The organism is Pseudovibrio sp. FO-BEG1, assembly GCF_000236645.1.
Lineage (GTDB): Bacteria > Pseudomonadota > Alphaproteobacteria > Rhizobiales > Stappiaceae > Pseudovibrio.
In genome coordinates this window covers 4,994,572-5,009,117 of the sequence record NC_016642.1, presented here as the reverse complement: position 1 = coordinate 5,009,117, position 14,546 = coordinate 4,994,572, and the positions used below count along the sequence as shown (strand labels likewise).

Here is a 14,546-nt window from a genome sequence, read left to right as displayed (position 1 = left end):
GAAGTGCGGCTTGGCTAGACGTGCCACTCGGCGAGGCCGATGCGTTCTGAGCTGTCCACTCGCAATGTGATCGGCTGGCTGTCTTTGTCATGCATTAAGACAGTATCTGCGCCCACACATTCAGTGAGCATGATGACGATGTTGCCTCGCGACAGGCTGTCCGTGTGGATCGTGTCCCCTGGAAGCATTATGGCTTTGCCCTCCGGGACTTTGATGTTTGCCATGGCGAATTGGTTTTCTGCGACCTGCTTGCCGACAGTAATGATGATCTCGTCCTGATCTGAAGACGGCATAAAGATATGAGGGAACTCATGTCTTTCCACGAAGAAGCCATTGGCCTCCTGCAAGGAGTATTGATGGTTTGCGGGCGTGATTTTGTATTCGACGACATTCAGATCACATTTGTCGAACTTGACCGGGACGGTCTCGCCTTCACCGAAAACTTTTATGCCGAATGCGCGGGTCACATCCTCAAAGGCTGGCGACAGTTCTGTCACCATCGGAATTTCGAGCAGAACCTCCGAACAGGAAAGACAGCCTGATGCACCGAATACATTGCCGGGGGCTACAATGTTAATTGTATGGGCATCATGCCAGGTTCCGTCGATGACAGAAAAGGCACTCTGAGGGATGCTGGACAATGGCACATCGGATTTTGCTACACTGCGATGGGTTCCCTCAGTGGTTTGGGAGGGGGAGGCCGGAGAGATATGGGGCGCGCTGCGTGTGATAACCACATCGCTGCCGGGCGGTACAATGTTGTGAAGCGCATTCGTTGTGACAGCTACTTCGTTGTTGACCACACGGTGTATAGAGACCGCCTTTAATGCGTTTTCTGATTTTTGATTTGCAAGGTCAGCGTTGAACTTGACGTTGATGCCAAGGTTGTTGAGATGCCTTTCGCTATAAGAAGGAAGCTTGGCATCTGCCTTTGCAGCTGCTGGCGTTGTTGTGGTCGGATGAATGCTTTCCGGCACCTGAGGTGTCGATGTTGCAGATGTTACTGGCATTTAGGTTCCCTCCTGAAAAATGCACAATAAATCAGCTCAGTAGCGGGTAAGGTGCTGCTGAGTAATCTGGCTTGATTGAGAGCTGGACTGGCTGCGCAGTGCTCTATGAGGCAGGCAGCGATTGGATCAACTTCGGTTGGCCGTCCAAAGTTGATCCATAATCAGGTTAGGCTGAGAGAGCCTGCAGCTGGGCTTCGAAATCTGCGCGTTCTTCCGGAGTGAAGCCACGCAGGTGGTTGCCGTCGGTGCGCTGGGCGATCACCTGGGCGACGAAGTCGTTGGCTTTGTCTGCCGGGATGTCCGGGTAGTTCTGTGCAACGTAGAGCGCGATGGTCTGCTGGTCTTCGTTGAAGTTGATACCGCCCGGTGTGGTGATCTGCTGTGGTTTGAAACTCTCGGTCTGTGCTGCAATGTTCAGCTGAGCACCGCCGATCAGACGAGGATCTGCCACGGTTGCTGGCTGTGTGCGGCTCAGGCCTTGTGCCAGCAGTTCAGAAACGCGGACGGGTTTTGTACCAGCGGTCAGATCGTTTGCTGCCTTGGTGCGCAGGTCGAAGGTGTGCAGCAGCTCGTTGACGTCGCTTAAGGACTGGTTGGCGTCGTTGGCTTTGAGTGCGGACAGCAAGGCAGCCTTCTGGCCGTCATAGTCGCCCGGTTGTTGCAGGCCGGAGTTTGGCTTCAGCAGTTGCTCGAAAGGTTTGTTGTCCAGCAGGGCTGGGAAGTGCTGTGTTGCTAGTTCGCGGAACTGAGGGGTGCTTTCCAGAGTGTTGCTCAGCTGCTCGGTGAAGTCGGCATCGAGGTAGTTGTGCTGCACGCCGCGGCTGGACTGCATGGCGGCTGCGCCCACCACTTCCAGACCTTCTGTTTTGGTGGTGCCAGCGACTTCCAGACCAACCACATGCTGCCACGCGCCCCCGGAGGACAGGTCACTGAAGCGCTGGTTGACGTCGTAGACAGGCTGCAGCTGGGAGGCCAGTTCTTTTTCCAGAATAGGTACTTGCTTGGCTGCGCCATCGACCACTTCTGCTCTGCTGGTGCCACCGCCGCGCTGGCCGACGGCGTAGACGAGGAAGTCGGCCTCGAAGTTACCGCCATCGGTGCTGATGGTCAGTGGGCGGTTTTCACCTGCGGAGACGCTGTTGATGTTCTGATAGCGGAACACGGTGCCACCATCTGAGCGGTCCTTGCCAGCTTCCGGTGCCGTGAAGGTGGAGTCGATGCCAACGGAACGCACATCCCATGTGAGTGCGACGCCTGGTTTCTGGCTTGGCTTCATCATCCAGAAGATGTTTTCTTTATCAACGCCGCGGGTTGCCAGCTCCATGATGGCATCTGTGCCCGCGTTCGGGCCCATAACGGCGACGACTTTTCCGGTCAGATCACGGGTGCCAGCCTCAAAGCGCTGGAACTGGTCCAGATCCAGACAGTTGGCCGCATTCGGGTGGCCTGACTTTCTGAAATCAGAGACTTCCTGCGGCACGTGGTGATACTCGTAGTCTGAGCGCTCAATGCCGGCACCTGTTGCGAGGACGACCTTTTTGGCGAGAAGAGGCTCGCTGTTTGCGTCGGTCTTGACTTTGTAAAGGCCGGTTTCGCTGTCGCGGCTGATCTGGCGCACTTCTGCATCAAGGATGTTGCCGCCGGAAACCTGATTGATACGCTGGGCGTTGAGCTCGGACCATGCTTTACGATCTACCGGATCAAGACAGGAGGAAGCGATCGGATCGTCGCCTGGGTTCACCAGCTGCTGCGCCTGGTTGATGCACTGGGTGTAGTGGCCTTTTTCATAACCGCGCGCACCTGCCCATGGATCATCTTTGCCCACGACCAGCACGTTTTGCTGGTTGGCGCTGTCGGCCACGATGGAGCAATCACAGCGCTTGAGGCTGGTGAGGTAAGCGGCAGCAGAGGTTCCGCGGCCCACGCAGATGAGGTCATACAGAGCCTTGTCTGCACCGGAGTTGCCCTGCGTGGTCGCGAGCTGGTCTTTCACCGCGCTCTGGGTTTCAGCTGTCTTTTGCTGGTGTGCCTGCAGGGTTGGGTTGGTGGTGGAGGATGCCTGGGTACCTGTCGTCTCTGCCTGAGAAGGAATGCTGGCTGGCGTGATGACTGGTGCTGTGGATGTGGTGTCTGTGATGGTCATGGGGAGCTCTCTGTGTATGTGGGGATCAGACTTTCAGGGAGTTTTCAGGCAGTTCTGTCGGCAGGTCCTGCATGGTGATCTGGCCGGAGTTCAGAAGCTCACTCCAGCCTTGTGCGCGCTGGGCGAACTCGGTGAGGGCTGTGAAGAGATCACGGCGGTCCAGTCCATTGACCGGGATGTCCCAGAGCAGGGTGAGGGTCTTGTCTGTGTCTGCCAGCATGGCAAAGCGCAGGCTGCCGGTGCCTGCCCATGACTGATTGACCTTGAGAAGATATGCCAGCAGCTCGGCTGGATCAGCTTCTGGAAGAGGCGCGAGTTCTGCGCTGATGGCGAGGGCATGCCGGTCTTCTTCAAGGGTGGCGATCACATCCAGACCCGTTGTGAACTGGAAGAGCCAGCTGTCTCGGTTTGGATCTGCAAAGGTAGACGCGTCCACGAGCAGATCGCTGACTTCCGTGATGAGCTTTGAGACTTCGTTGTGACTGACCATTGTTTCCGCCCTGTGTTTTCCTGAGGGTGTTCGCTCAGGAGCATTGATTGCCGCCGTCCACGGCGTTGTTCCTGCGAAAACAATAGGGGGAGGTGAGCTACGCAATTGTGCTGATCAGCATAGCTCACGGATGTTTGAACCAATGTATGTTGGTTCTCTGATTTTCAGGGCTCTGCCTGAGGACTCAGAGCAAGGCGTTTGTGAGTGCCTGTTGAACTGCGCTGATGGTTTCCTGCACGGACTTTGGGGGTAGGTTGTCGTAGGTGTGTACTGCGTAGATTGGGGTTGGTGCGGGATCTGCCAGTCCTGCAAGTGGCGTCAGGCTGCCGGACTTGAGATCCTGCGCGATGCCGATATCCGGCAGCAGTGCGATGCCGAGGCCATTACGGGCAAAAGCTGCGATGGCCTCAATGGTGTTGGCTTTAACTGTAGAGCGGAAGCTGAGGTCAACAGGCGTACCATTCTGTTCCGTCGGCAATTGATGTTTGACCACCGCTGGCTCTCTTGTATGGGCGATGTAGGGCAGAGACTGCACCCATTCCCAATAGGCTAGGGTGTCTGCTTCGGGTGCTTTCGCTAGCAGATCTGGTGAAGCGCACAGGATATCGTGCAGTGTGCCAATGCGGCGGGCCTGAAGAGTGCTGTCCGGTAACTGGCCTACACTGATAGCCACATCGATGCCTTCCGAGTTCAGATTCAACCGTTTGTCTTCCGCAATCACAGAAGGCTGTAGTGCTGGGAATTTTTGCGTCATCCTGGCAAGTGCGGGCGCGACAATGGGTGCGATGAGCGCGTGTGGGGCTGTGATGGTGAGTGGGCCAGATGGTGTAGCCCCGAAGCTTTCCATCTCCGTTTCTGCCTGTTGGGAGAGAGCCAGAATTTCCTTACAGCGCTGATAGTATCGCTCTCCCGCTGGTGTCAGTGACAGATGGCGTGTGGTGCGGATGGCAAGTTTCACATCAAGCTGCTCTTCCAGTCGCTTCAGGTTTTGGCTGACTGCCGACTTGGCGATGTTCAGCTCCTCCGATGCCCGGGTGATAGAACCGGTTTCGACAACGGTGACGAATGAAAGCGGAAGGGCCGAGAGCATTACTGTTCTCCAAATGTGAATAGTGATTTACAGAATAGTCTGTTTTTCAAACAATGAAAATGAACCAAAAGAAGCTCATCAACATCGCATCTACATGGAGACCACGTGATGACCTTCCTTAAATCTATCGCTCTTGCTGCAACCGTCGCAGTTGGATTGAGCGGACAGGCTCTGGCTGATGAAGCTGGTAAACTGGCAGAAGGGGAATACAAGCTCAGCACTGCTGTCGCCACTGCAAGCCGTGCCTGGCGTGATGCGTTCAATGCTGGTGACGCCAAAGCTGCTGCTGCTCTTTATGAAGAAGATGCCGTGATGGTGGTGAAGCCATTTGGCACCTTTAAAGGCCGCGCACAGATTGAAGCGTTCTGGACCGATATTATCTCCAAAGGTTTTGATGATGTGGTTTACAGCGATACCGTCACCACTGTTCTGGACCAGAGTTCTGCGCGTGTTGCAGCAAACTGGAAGATGAACAACGCCCATGGCATCATCACCAATGAGCATTGGGTTCTGCAGCCGGATGGCCGTGCGCTTCTGCGTGAGGACCACTTCGAAATCGCGCAATAAGAGACTGAAGCCCAACACCCTGAAACAAGGACACTTCCCATGGCAAAGCTTGATACTCTTCGTTTGCGTGTTCGTGATGCGGCGGCGCTGAAGCGGTTTTACTGCGATGTTCTGGGCATGTCTGATCAGGGTGAGGGGCGCATTGGCTATACGCCGGAGCAAGTTGCGCTCCGGTTTGAGGAGGTGGGCGGGGCATACCGTCCTCAGCCCACCGATCTTTACTGGAAGATTGCAATCTCAGTGCCCAACATCGAGCTGGCTTGCGCGCAGTTGCGGGCACAAGGTGTGCCGGTGACAGAGCCACAGCAGTTTCGGGATGTAGGGTATCTTACCAAGTTTGTGGACCCGGAAGGGTTCACCATCGAGCTCATTGATCATCACTTCCAAGGCGAGCGTCCTGAGGAAGAGCATGATCAGACCTTGCTGGGCGGCGGCCCACACATCTCACTGGTGACCTTGCGCTGTGCGGATATCTCCGCAGTTGAACCAGACCTTCTCAACGGAGGCATGGCACCGCTGTCCGTCCAGCCCGTCGAGCCTTATGGCTTTACGCTCTACTTCTACGCTTTAACTTCTGAGCAACCTCTCAACGCTGACCTCACCGCTGTTGAGAACCGCTGCTGGACCTATCAGCGCCCCTACACAGTGCTAGAAATCCAGCATGTTCCAGCGATGCAGGAAGAGACACAACCAGACGCAGATGCCTCCGGTTACGAAGGTCTGACGGTTTCTGGCGCTTCCTTGGCTCTAAACCGTCTGCGGATCAGCTCTCAGTAGTTAGCTGACCTTCAACCAGCGGAATGCGCGGTTTAGATAGGCAGCACCATCTGAAGTTACCGGATTGCCGTGGGCGATCACCACAGCTTTTGAAGGCCAGTTGAGCACTTTTCTAAGTGCTTCCCGAGCAGTTGCCTTATCCCGAAAGGCAACGCGGAATTTGCGGGGGACGCTTGGGGTGGGTTCTGTCATCAGGTCCAACCGTGCAATGAGGGCGCGCCAGCCTTTGAACCATCCTTTTGGAAACTGCTGCAAAAGGTCTGTGAACAGAGTGGTTCCACTGGCTTTGTGAAAGAACACTACCTCAGTGGTGATGGAGTTGCCGCCAACCACGCACTGCTCAATCTCATTCTGCCAACCTGCCGGGGCTTCATCGCTTAAGGTTGAAGCAAAAGAGAGGTCTGGCCGCTTTTCTGCCAGGCCGGGAGCTGCATGGAGTTTGGCTTCTGGATAGGCCAGCGCCCATTCCGTGAGGAAACTGTCGTGCAAGTGGTTGGGGGCGATGATGTGGCAAACAGGGCCAAGGGCATCAATCTCGCCTTTCAGACCTACCGTCAAAGCGATGGGAGACCAGATGAAGAGCCCACCATCTTGCAAGCGGATGACCGCCATGCGGGTTGAATACTGAAAGCCGAGAGCAGCTGTGATGACCGGTCCATTTGCCAGCCATAATTCCGGAACGAATGAGAGCAGTGATGACATGACATTCCCCAATGTGGATGTCTGGCGTGTGGAGCAAGACGCCGTATGGTCACTACACTAGAGTACCTAGGTGATGTGTGAAACATTCAATTTCCGCCAAATTTTCGGCTGTTTCGGTCAGGCTGGCAGCTTACGAAGCGCGTTTCTGGCTCTTTAGCAAAATTGAATAAAGTATAGGTGTAATGCCCTATAATATATCCACAGTCATAAATACGCGGTTTGGCAGCAAAACGTTTACTTATATCTCACGATAAACTAAGCGAGGCTTTGTAAGGCTTCCTGTCTTATTAGGAATTGTCGCGTATGCCTCTTATACATCGCATGACAATTGCCAGTAGACCACACTGATTTACTTCTTGAAGGACGCTAAGACTATGTCTTGGGAAATGCTCTTCACCTTCTTCGTACTTTTTGCTGCTGTCATTTTGTTTGTCACCGACAAGCTGAGGCTGGATCTTGTTGCGATCATGGTCATGCTGGCCCTTGGGCTTTCTGGCATTCTAACACCTTCTGAGATGCTCTCAGGATTTGGGTCGACGGTGGTCATTCTGATTGCCGGGCTGTTCATTGTGGGTGAAGCGCTGGCGCAGACGGGTATCTCTTACGCGGTTGGCGACAAGATTGTGCAGGTTGCTGGCGATCAGGAATGGAAGCTGATCGTGCTGCTGATGCTGACGGTTGCGGCGCTTGCTTCTGTCATGAGCGTGACCGGGGCAGGGGCGATCTTTATTCCCGTGGCGATCCGGCTTGCGAGCCGCTCTAACCTTTCTCCCTCCCGATTGCTGATGCCGCTGGCTTATGGCGCGTTGATTGGCGGGATGCTGACCCTGATTGGTACACCGCCCAACCTGATTGCCAATGCACAGCTGCAAAATGCCGGGATGGAGCCGTTCAACTTCTTCATCTTCACGCCGATCGGGCTGGTGATCCTGATTGTGGCGGTGATCTATATGCTGGTGTATGGGCGGTTGTTTTTGCGCGGTCAGCAGCGGCCTCAGAGCGCGACGGAGCAGGGGCGGCGGACGCTGCAGGGATTTCTGGAAGCCTATGATATTGAAGACAAGATCGTTCGCCTGCGGGTGAGCGAGGAGTCTGAGCTTGTTGGCCAGACTGTTGTGAGCGCGAAGCTGCGCCGCCGGATTGGGCTGACGCTGTTCGGGCTGGAATATACCTCCTCCACGACCAAGCGACTGAAGGTGACCTCCACGCAGACAAACCGGGCCTTCAAGGCAGGGGACATTGTGTTTGGCGTGATGCAGGAGCCGATCAGCGCGGATGTGTTTGCCTGCATCGGGCTGGAGCTGTTGCCGATGGGTGAGGAAGGGCATCACCTTTCCGCCCGCGAGCTGGGCATGGCAGATCTGATTGTTGCGCCGGATTCCAAGCTGATTGGCCGCAAGATCAGCGGTGCGGGGTTCCGGACCAATCATAGCCTGAGTGTTGTTGGGCTTATCCGCAAAGGAGAGGCGCTGCATGGGAACTTCGGGAACATTGAGCTGAAGTTTGGAGACCAGTTGCTTGTGGTAGGTGACTGGGAAAACATCGGCAAGCTGCAAACTGCGCGTGAGAACTTTTTGCTTCTGGCGTTTCCTGAAGAGATCAAGAACTACCTGCCACGTCGCCGGTTGGCGCCGGTTGCGCTGGGCATTTTGATGCTGATGCTTGCGCTCATCATCTTCCGCGTGGTGCCGAGTGTGACGGCGGTGGTGCTGGCGGCGACTGCTATGGTGTGTGCGGGCTGTGTGTCCGTCAATCGGGCGTATTCTTCCATAAACTGGCCCAGTCTGGTGCTGATTGCGGGGATGATCCCCATGGCGACGGCGCTGGAGAAGACGGGCGGGTTGCTGCTGATCGTGGATCAGATCATCGCGCTTTATGGAGACAGCTCGCCTTACATCATGCTGATGTCGCTGTTTTTGCTGACCTCTGTTTTCAGCCAGTTTACGTCGAACACGGCGACGGCGGTGCTGATTGCGCCGGTTGCGTTTGAGGTGGCCTCGATCATGGGTGTGCAGCCGGAGCCGTTTTTGATGAGCGTGGCGATTGCGGCGTCCACTGCGTTCTGTACGCCGGTGGCCTCGCCGATCAACACGCTGGTCATGGGGCCGGGGAACTATCGCTTCAAAGATTACGTGGTGATTGGGGTGCCGTTGCAGATCATGGCGCTGGCGATTGCGACTTTGCTTATTCCGGTGTTCCTGCCGTTTTACTGATTAGCTCAGGTTCAGGATCCAGTCTTCGTATTGACGGCCTTGCTGGCTCTGTGCGCGTGCGGCGGTGGCGATGTCGTCCAGGCGGGCGCGGACGTCACGGGGGGAGAAGCCGAAGTTGTGTTTGAACATGCGGCTGAAGCTGCTCTCATTGGTAAAGCCGAAATCCAACGCCACCTGATAGGTTGCTCTGTGCGTGTTGCGCGGGTCCATTAGGGCGCGCAGCACGGCCTTCATGCGTCTGTCGCGGATGTATTTGCTGACACCGCCATAAGGCAGAAACAGCTCATACAGTTTGCTGCGCGAGACGTTGACGGCGCCGGTGAGAAGGTCTGGTGAGAGGTTCGGGTTGGTGAGGTTTGCTTCAATGATGCGGCGGGCTCTGGTCATTAGGGCCAGATTGACGCCATCGCGGCCAGCCTCGCTATCATGGGGGACGCCGTTCAGGCAGGCAGCGATCAGGCCCATGGTTGCGGGCACCACTTGCTGAGCTTGCTGCATATCCAGTTTGTTGCTCTGTGCGCTGATTGACGAGATGTGTTCGCGCAGGATCTGGTTCAGCGGATGGGCTGCGGGCAGGGTTTTCAGATTGCAGTCGTCCGGGCCTTGCAGCAGAGGGGCGAGCTGTTCGCGGGCAATGAGGATGGAGCGGTTGCTGTAGCTGCGTGAGAAGGAGCCGCCTTCCTGCGAGAAATCCAGAAAGATGGTGTCGCCCTTGCCCAGTGTGACGCTTCTGTCACCTGCATAGAACTCGGCCTCGCCTTCATCATGAACCATCAGCAGGTAGTGATCCACGCCGTCTTTGGCCATGGCAGCGTTGGTGCGGTTGGCGATGTGGGCCTGTGCGGTGACTTGCGAGAGCATGATGGAGCCGAACAGGACGGATTTGACTTCGCCAAAGAAGTCGAGCTGATCATCGCCGCTGTGGAGCTCTGCCTCACACAGGCAAGCCAGACTTTCCCGCCAGACAGCGAACCTGTCTTTTTGTCTGATGGACTCCAGAGAAAATGAGTTCCTCGGAAGACGAGAAATAGTTTCTCCCTGAATGACCTCGCTCACCGGCCCCGCTCCTGTCCCCTGAATGCCTCTACCCTACATCTTATGTGATATATTTAACAGTAATACAACTGAGGGATGAGCTGACGTCGCGGTTGTATTTCTCAGTGTTGGATCTGATGTGCTGGGGCTTCACAGCAGTTGTTGGTGGTTGGGTTTTACCACTTGCAATCGGTGTTGTGCGGGGAGCAGGTTTGCTATCTGCACGCTCGATATTTTGGAATAGTGCGATGGGTTGGGGAACTCTAGAGTTGTAATGTCAACTCAAACGCATATGAGCAACGCGGTGGTGGGATGTTTTATCTTGGATTTAAAGGCAGGCTGGGCAGAGCGAAGTTCTGGTTGTTTAACCTGTTCTGGATTGGTCTGTTTATGTGTGGTCTGGTGTTTATGATTGAAGTGTTCCCGATCGCTTCTCACTCTGTCCCAAGGACCTTGGCAGTTCTCATGTCCATTGCCCTCTATTACATCCAGTTGTCACTTATGATCAGGCGCTTGCATGATATGGGAAAATCTGGCTGGTGGTTTGTTCTCTATTGCCTTGTTCCGTCCATATATTTCGCCTTCCTGCCAATGATCCCGGAATATGGTGCCTCAATTGTTGTCACTCTTGTGTTTGCATTCGTGGCATTCGGCGGACTAGTGAACGCTGGTTTTGCGCCGGGGACCAAGGGGCCGAACAAGTATGATGTGGAAACGGCCCCGGTCGCTGCGTGAGTTGGGATGTTTTGTCAGAGTGTGAGGATCTTCTTTAAGGGAAGTGATGCGCTGTATGGTACTGGTATCCGGCCAGGTGAGGACATCATCAGATCGAACACTTCATCCAGATCCTGAGCTTTGGAAAGGTCTTCCTGCGGCGGGGTCACAATCTGGATGATCAGGCGATCCTCTTTGTTAGGATCTTCGATGGTTACATTGCGCCAAGCGTAAGCGGTCGATTTCTCGACAACAAAAACGTAATATGAATCCCAATTGGCATCCAGTGTGACGAGTGCGAGACCGGCTTTGTCAAATATGGGCGCATAGTGGGCGAGGTTAACTGGAAAGGCGGTATGTTCTGAAGCGAACTCCATCTCATGCTGCATCAGCAAGTCCATGTCAGGTCTTTTAGATATACCATGTGCCTTCAGCATATCGTCAAACTCCGGGCCGATATCTTCGCTGTTATCCTTCCAATCAAAGTAGGCATGCTCTGGGTGCGTGTAGGCGAAAAACTCGATGAGATACCAAGCCAGAGTGACGCTCTTATTATCTAGTTCGATGTCAAACTCGTCACCAGCCGCTTTGAAAATTGTGTCTGATTTTTCTTCGGTAACACCTGCCTCAATCGCTCTTGCTACCTGAATTGCTCTTGTATCATTGTTGGTTAGCATGCGCACCAGACGCACCCGTTCTGCATCAAACATGCCCTGCCTGATTGAATAAAAGGCTGCAAATGCGATGGCCAGTACCAGCAGTGTTATGAAAATGATTTTCATGTCTTCAAATATCCCATCCAAGCAATCCTGAGCTTTGAAATTTACAGCTCATGATTGTTTTGATCTTGTAATTGCAATTTATGGGAGGGTAATTCTGTTGTGTTGCCTGTAACTTGCGAGGGAAGGAGCCTGAAGTTTTCAGGATAGGGCTCTCTTGGCTGTCATCAGGGTTCAGGTGTACAATGACAGCTTAACGGATGTCTGCTGTGTTTAGGATGCCTATGTCTCTCTGTCTGTTGTCGGTTTGGATTGGAGGCAACCTGCTTTGATGCTTGGATGAAGTACTTTGGCTCATTGAGGCCTGAAGTTAATCGTAACCTAATTACGCTCTCTATCAAGACGGCCTACTTACTATAAGAGTGCGCCGGATCTACTTGTTAAGCTTTGACCTCAAAGTTCAATGTCAAATCGTAATCGATCTTCTCGTCTGCGCTCCAATCCAAGAACTCCCAACTCGGAATAAGCTTGTATTGGCCACATAAACTCCAAAAGTGATCAAATGCTGACTTGTCTGAAAAATCACTTTGCTCATTTTCCACAAACGGCAGGATCACAACAAATATGAACCGTGCAATAAAAAACTCGGCAAACATATAGGGCAGCTCAGCGTTATCATTTTTTCTTCGATAGATGTTCATTACGGGTTGATCACAGACTTTGTTTCCAAGAGCGATTGATACTTTTGGCAAATTCGGGGGAGGATTGCTTGCTTCAGAATAACGTATCCACGCAGCTAGTTTAGTCATCTTGGATAGCTCGCTTGGCTCTACAACACCGACGACCGCTTTTGCGAAGGCTCTGTAGATATTGGTGTAGTTGATCTGACGCTCATAAATTAGATGGATATTTGAGACTTTTAACGGAGAGACAGCAGTTCCGTTGTTATCTGTAATAACTACACCAAATCTACTGTTGCTAATTTCATAGCCGTTCTTAGATTTCAGCTTTGGAATACTTTTCTTTCCAGCTGCCCCCCTCAGAACTCGCCAAATTTTTAAGTAATCAAATAAGTCTTGTTCTATGCTATTTGAAAAGAAATGGTTGCAGTCATCACATTCTTCATTCGAGAATATTGTTTTGTTACCTATCGATTCAGGAATTGCATGTGCTCTGCTCTTAAAGTTTGCGCCGTCAGATTTGCTTCTTTGGCAGTATCTACAAACTCTTTGTTTTTTGTCTTGCTCTCCAAAAAACTTTAGTTTCTCGGGGTTGAAATGGCTGACATCATAGAACTCTAAGATGCTGGCTATCTGAGCAGTTTTCTTTTTCAATGCTGGAGCACTTCTATCAGCGTGAACACTGCTGAGACCGACATCCATTAATTTTAGTTTTTGATGTAATGTAGCTGTCTCTATAGTTGGTAACTTGTCTATATGAAGTATGCAGATATGATGCTCGACCTGCACTGACTTAAACGCAGTTAGTATTTTCCAAATCTCTTTATTATTGTCTATGAATGGCTTGAGATTGCTTTCTAAGGCATTGATACCAATTGGGGTGAGTTTAAAGACATCTATATGTTGAGAACAGAAGTTAGTGACGGCCACCTTTTTAAGAGAATTCCGGATACTGTCGAAAAAAAGATATGTGGCAGGAATGTCTTCAAAACAAAACGATTTAACATTTTGTGCTGCAATAATGTGCATTAATGTCATGGAGTTCTCATGTGGCAAATTTAAAGACATATGTACAATCATAAAAGAAACGATGTGCTTATCGTCAGGTTGTCAGAAAATGGCTTTTTGACAAGTGGTGAGTGCCTCAAATTTTACTATATTGCGATTTGATCGCTAATGGAGCATTGGACTTCTCGCTTTACTGTAGAGATAAGATCTTGCCTCTCCCCCATACCACGCCTTTTAATCTCCCACCTTACTCTCACGTAATGTCTTCCTGTTAGACGTGGGCGCGTTCGTCCTTGTTGTTGTCTAAAAGGAACCCCTGCTGATGATCGATATGATTATCGTGGCTGGCTATTTGGTTGGCATACTTGTGGTGGGGCTTTGGGGTGGCCGGATACAGCGGGGGTTGAAGGATTATGCGACGGCGGGGCGGGAGTTTGGGTCTCTTGTTATCTTCGCCACCATGTCTGCCTCTTTTATTGGCGGGGGCTTTTCTACCGGCAATGCGGAAAAAGTGTTTCTTTATGGTGTTGCCAACATTGTGGCGTTGTGGGGCTTCAGCTGTAAAGAGATTGCGGTTGCCACGCTGATTGCGCCCAAGATGAAGGCTTTTCCCGATGCGGTTTCGGTTGGTGATGTTATGGGCCAGGCCTATGGCAAGCTGGCCAGAATAACCACGGGCGTTTGCGGTTTGATGCTGTGTTGCGGCATCGTGGGCGCGCAGGTTGGCGCGATTGGCGTCATCTTCAATGTGTTTTTTGGGTTGGACCGGTTCTGGGGGATCGGGATCGGCTGCGGTATCGTTATTCTTTATACGACGCTGGGCGGTATGCGGGCGGTGGTTTACACCGATGTGGTGCAGTTCGTTATTCTGGCGATTGGGATGCCGCTGGTTCTGGGCTTTGGCATTTATCAAATTGGCGGCATTGATGCGTTGTTTGCGGCGGTGCCGCCGGACCATCTTTCTCTGCCCGGGCCGGACTTTGGCTGGATGGGGCTGATTGGGCTCATTCTTGTGTTCATGTTTGGGGAGACGCTTGTGCCTCCTTATATGCAGCGGTTGCTGGCGGGGAAGACCGCGAGCGCTGCGGCACGGGGTACGCTTTACTCCGGCCTGTTCTCTTTTCTGTTTTTCGCGATCACCGGGGCCATTGGTTTGGTGGCCTTTGCGCTGGACCCGGATCTGAACCCTAACAATGCCATGAGCTTTGTGATTGTGAGTGTGATGCCGCCGGTGCTGAAGGGCCTGGTGTTTTCCGGTGTGATTGCGATTGTGATGTCTTCTGCTGACTCTTATCTCAACTCGGCCAGTATTGCGTTTGTGAATGATGTGTGGCGGCCTTTGCAGCGCAAGGCGATGAGTGAAGAGAACCTTCTCTTTATAGCTAAGCTGGTGACGCT

13 protein-coding genes (1 of these 13 running past the window's edge) are annotated in these 14,546 nt (G+C 52.9%); 5 read left to right on the top strand and 8 right to left on the bottom strand.

What is annotated here, in order from left to right:
* Positions 1 to 14: 14 nt before the first annotated feature.
* The 4 genes from PSE_RS22490 to PSE_RS22475 form a co-directional block, all read right to left on the bottom strand.
* Positions 15 to 1,010 (bottom strand): hypothetical protein, encoded by a 996-nt coding sequence (locus PSE_RS22490; protein ID WP_014286906.1) that lies wholly within the window; start codon positions 1,008 to 1,010, stop codon positions 15 to 17.
* A 166-nt stretch (positions 1,011 to 1,176) separates the two neighbouring features.
* Positions 1,177 to 3,153 carry a type III effector gene (locus PSE_RS22485; RefSeq protein ID WP_014286905.1) on the bottom strand — a complete coding sequence of 659 codons (1,977 nt, stop codon included), beginning with the start codon at positions 3,151 to 3,153 and terminating at the stop codon, positions 1,177 to 1,179.
* A gap of 25 nt (positions 3,154 to 3,178) precedes the next feature.
* A complete protein-coding gene (locus PSE_RS22480) occupies positions 3,179 to 3,643 on the bottom strand; it encodes a type III secretion system chaperone (RefSeq protein ID WP_014286904.1) in 465 nt (154 codons plus the stop codon).
* A 184-nt stretch (positions 3,644 to 3,827) separates the two neighbouring features.
* A complete protein-coding gene (locus PSE_RS22475) occupies positions 3,828 to 4,733 on the bottom strand; it encodes a LysR family transcriptional regulator (RefSeq protein ID WP_014286903.1) in 906 nt (301 codons plus the stop codon).
* A gap of 108 nt (positions 4,734 to 4,841) precedes the next feature.
* Here PSE_RS22475 and PSE_RS22470 point away from each other — a divergent pair, with 108 nt between their 5' ends.
* The gene (locus PSE_RS22470) at positions 4,842 to 5,300 is read left to right on the top strand and encodes an SgcJ/EcaC family oxidoreductase (protein WP_193384380.1); all 459 of its coding nucleotides are present in this window, start codon (positions 4,842 to 4,844) and stop codon (positions 5,298 to 5,300) included.
* A gap of 39 nt (positions 5,301 to 5,339) precedes the next feature.
* On the top strand, positions 5,340 to 6,077 hold the full coding sequence (locus tag PSE_RS22465) for a VOC family protein (protein WP_014286901.1): 738 nt from the start codon (positions 5,340 to 5,342) through the stop codon (positions 6,075 to 6,077).
* Here the strand turns inward: PSE_RS22465 and PSE_RS22460 are convergent, their stop codons facing one another.
* Positions 6,078 to 6,779, bottom strand: a complete 702-nt coding sequence (locus PSE_RS22460; protein ID WP_014286900.1) for a DUF4336 domain-containing protein — start codon at positions 6,777 to 6,779, stop codon at positions 6,078 to 6,080.
* Positions 6,780 to 7,153: 374 nt separating this feature from the next.
* Between PSE_RS22460 and PSE_RS22455 the strand changes: the two genes are divergently transcribed.
* On the top strand, positions 7,154 to 8,992 hold the full coding sequence (locus PSE_RS22455; RefSeq protein WP_041768762.1) for an SLC13 family permease: 1,839 nt from the start codon (positions 7,154 to 7,156) through the stop codon (positions 8,990 to 8,992).
* On the opposite strand, the gene PSE_RS22450 is transcribed toward PSE_RS22455, so the two are convergent.
* Positions 8,993 to 10,048 carry a helix-turn-helix domain-containing protein gene (locus tag PSE_RS22450; RefSeq protein WP_014286898.1) on the bottom strand — a complete coding sequence of 352 codons (1,056 nt, stop codon included), beginning with the start codon at positions 10,046 to 10,048 and terminating at the stop codon, positions 8,993 to 8,995. It lies immediately after the preceding gene.
* A 291-nt stretch (positions 10,049 to 10,339) separates the two neighbouring features.
* On the opposite strand from PSE_RS22450, the gene PSE_RS22445 reads away from it, so the two are divergent.
* Positions 10,340 to 10,762: a DUF805 domain-containing protein gene (locus PSE_RS22445; protein WP_014286896.1), complete on the top strand. Its 423-nt coding sequence runs from the start codon at positions 10,340 to 10,342 to the stop codon at positions 10,760 to 10,762.
* 14 nt (positions 10,763 to 10,776) lie between these two features.
* Here PSE_RS22445 and PSE_RS22440 read toward each other — a convergent pair whose 3' ends face one another.
* Positions 10,777 to 11,523, bottom strand: coding sequence for a hypothetical protein (locus PSE_RS22440; protein ID WP_014286895.1), 747 nt, complete (start codon positions 11,521 to 11,523; stop codon positions 10,777 to 10,779).
* A 377-nt stretch (positions 11,524 to 11,900) separates the two neighbouring features.
* Positions 11,901 to 13,178, bottom strand: a complete 1,278-nt coding sequence (locus PSE_RS22435) for an HNH endonuclease (RefSeq protein ID WP_041768761.1) — start codon at positions 13,176 to 13,178, stop codon at positions 11,901 to 11,903.
* A 292-nt stretch (positions 13,179 to 13,470) separates the two neighbouring features.
* On the opposite strand from PSE_RS22435, the gene PSE_RS22430 reads away from it, so the two are divergent.
* Positions 13,471 to 14,546: the 5' portion of a sodium:solute symporter gene (locus tag PSE_RS22430; protein ID WP_014286893.1), read on the top strand. 301 nt of this gene lie beyond the right edge of the window; only the first 1,076 of its 1,377 coding nucleotides appear in the window; the start codon lies at positions 13,471 to 13,473; its stop codon lies off the right edge, out of view.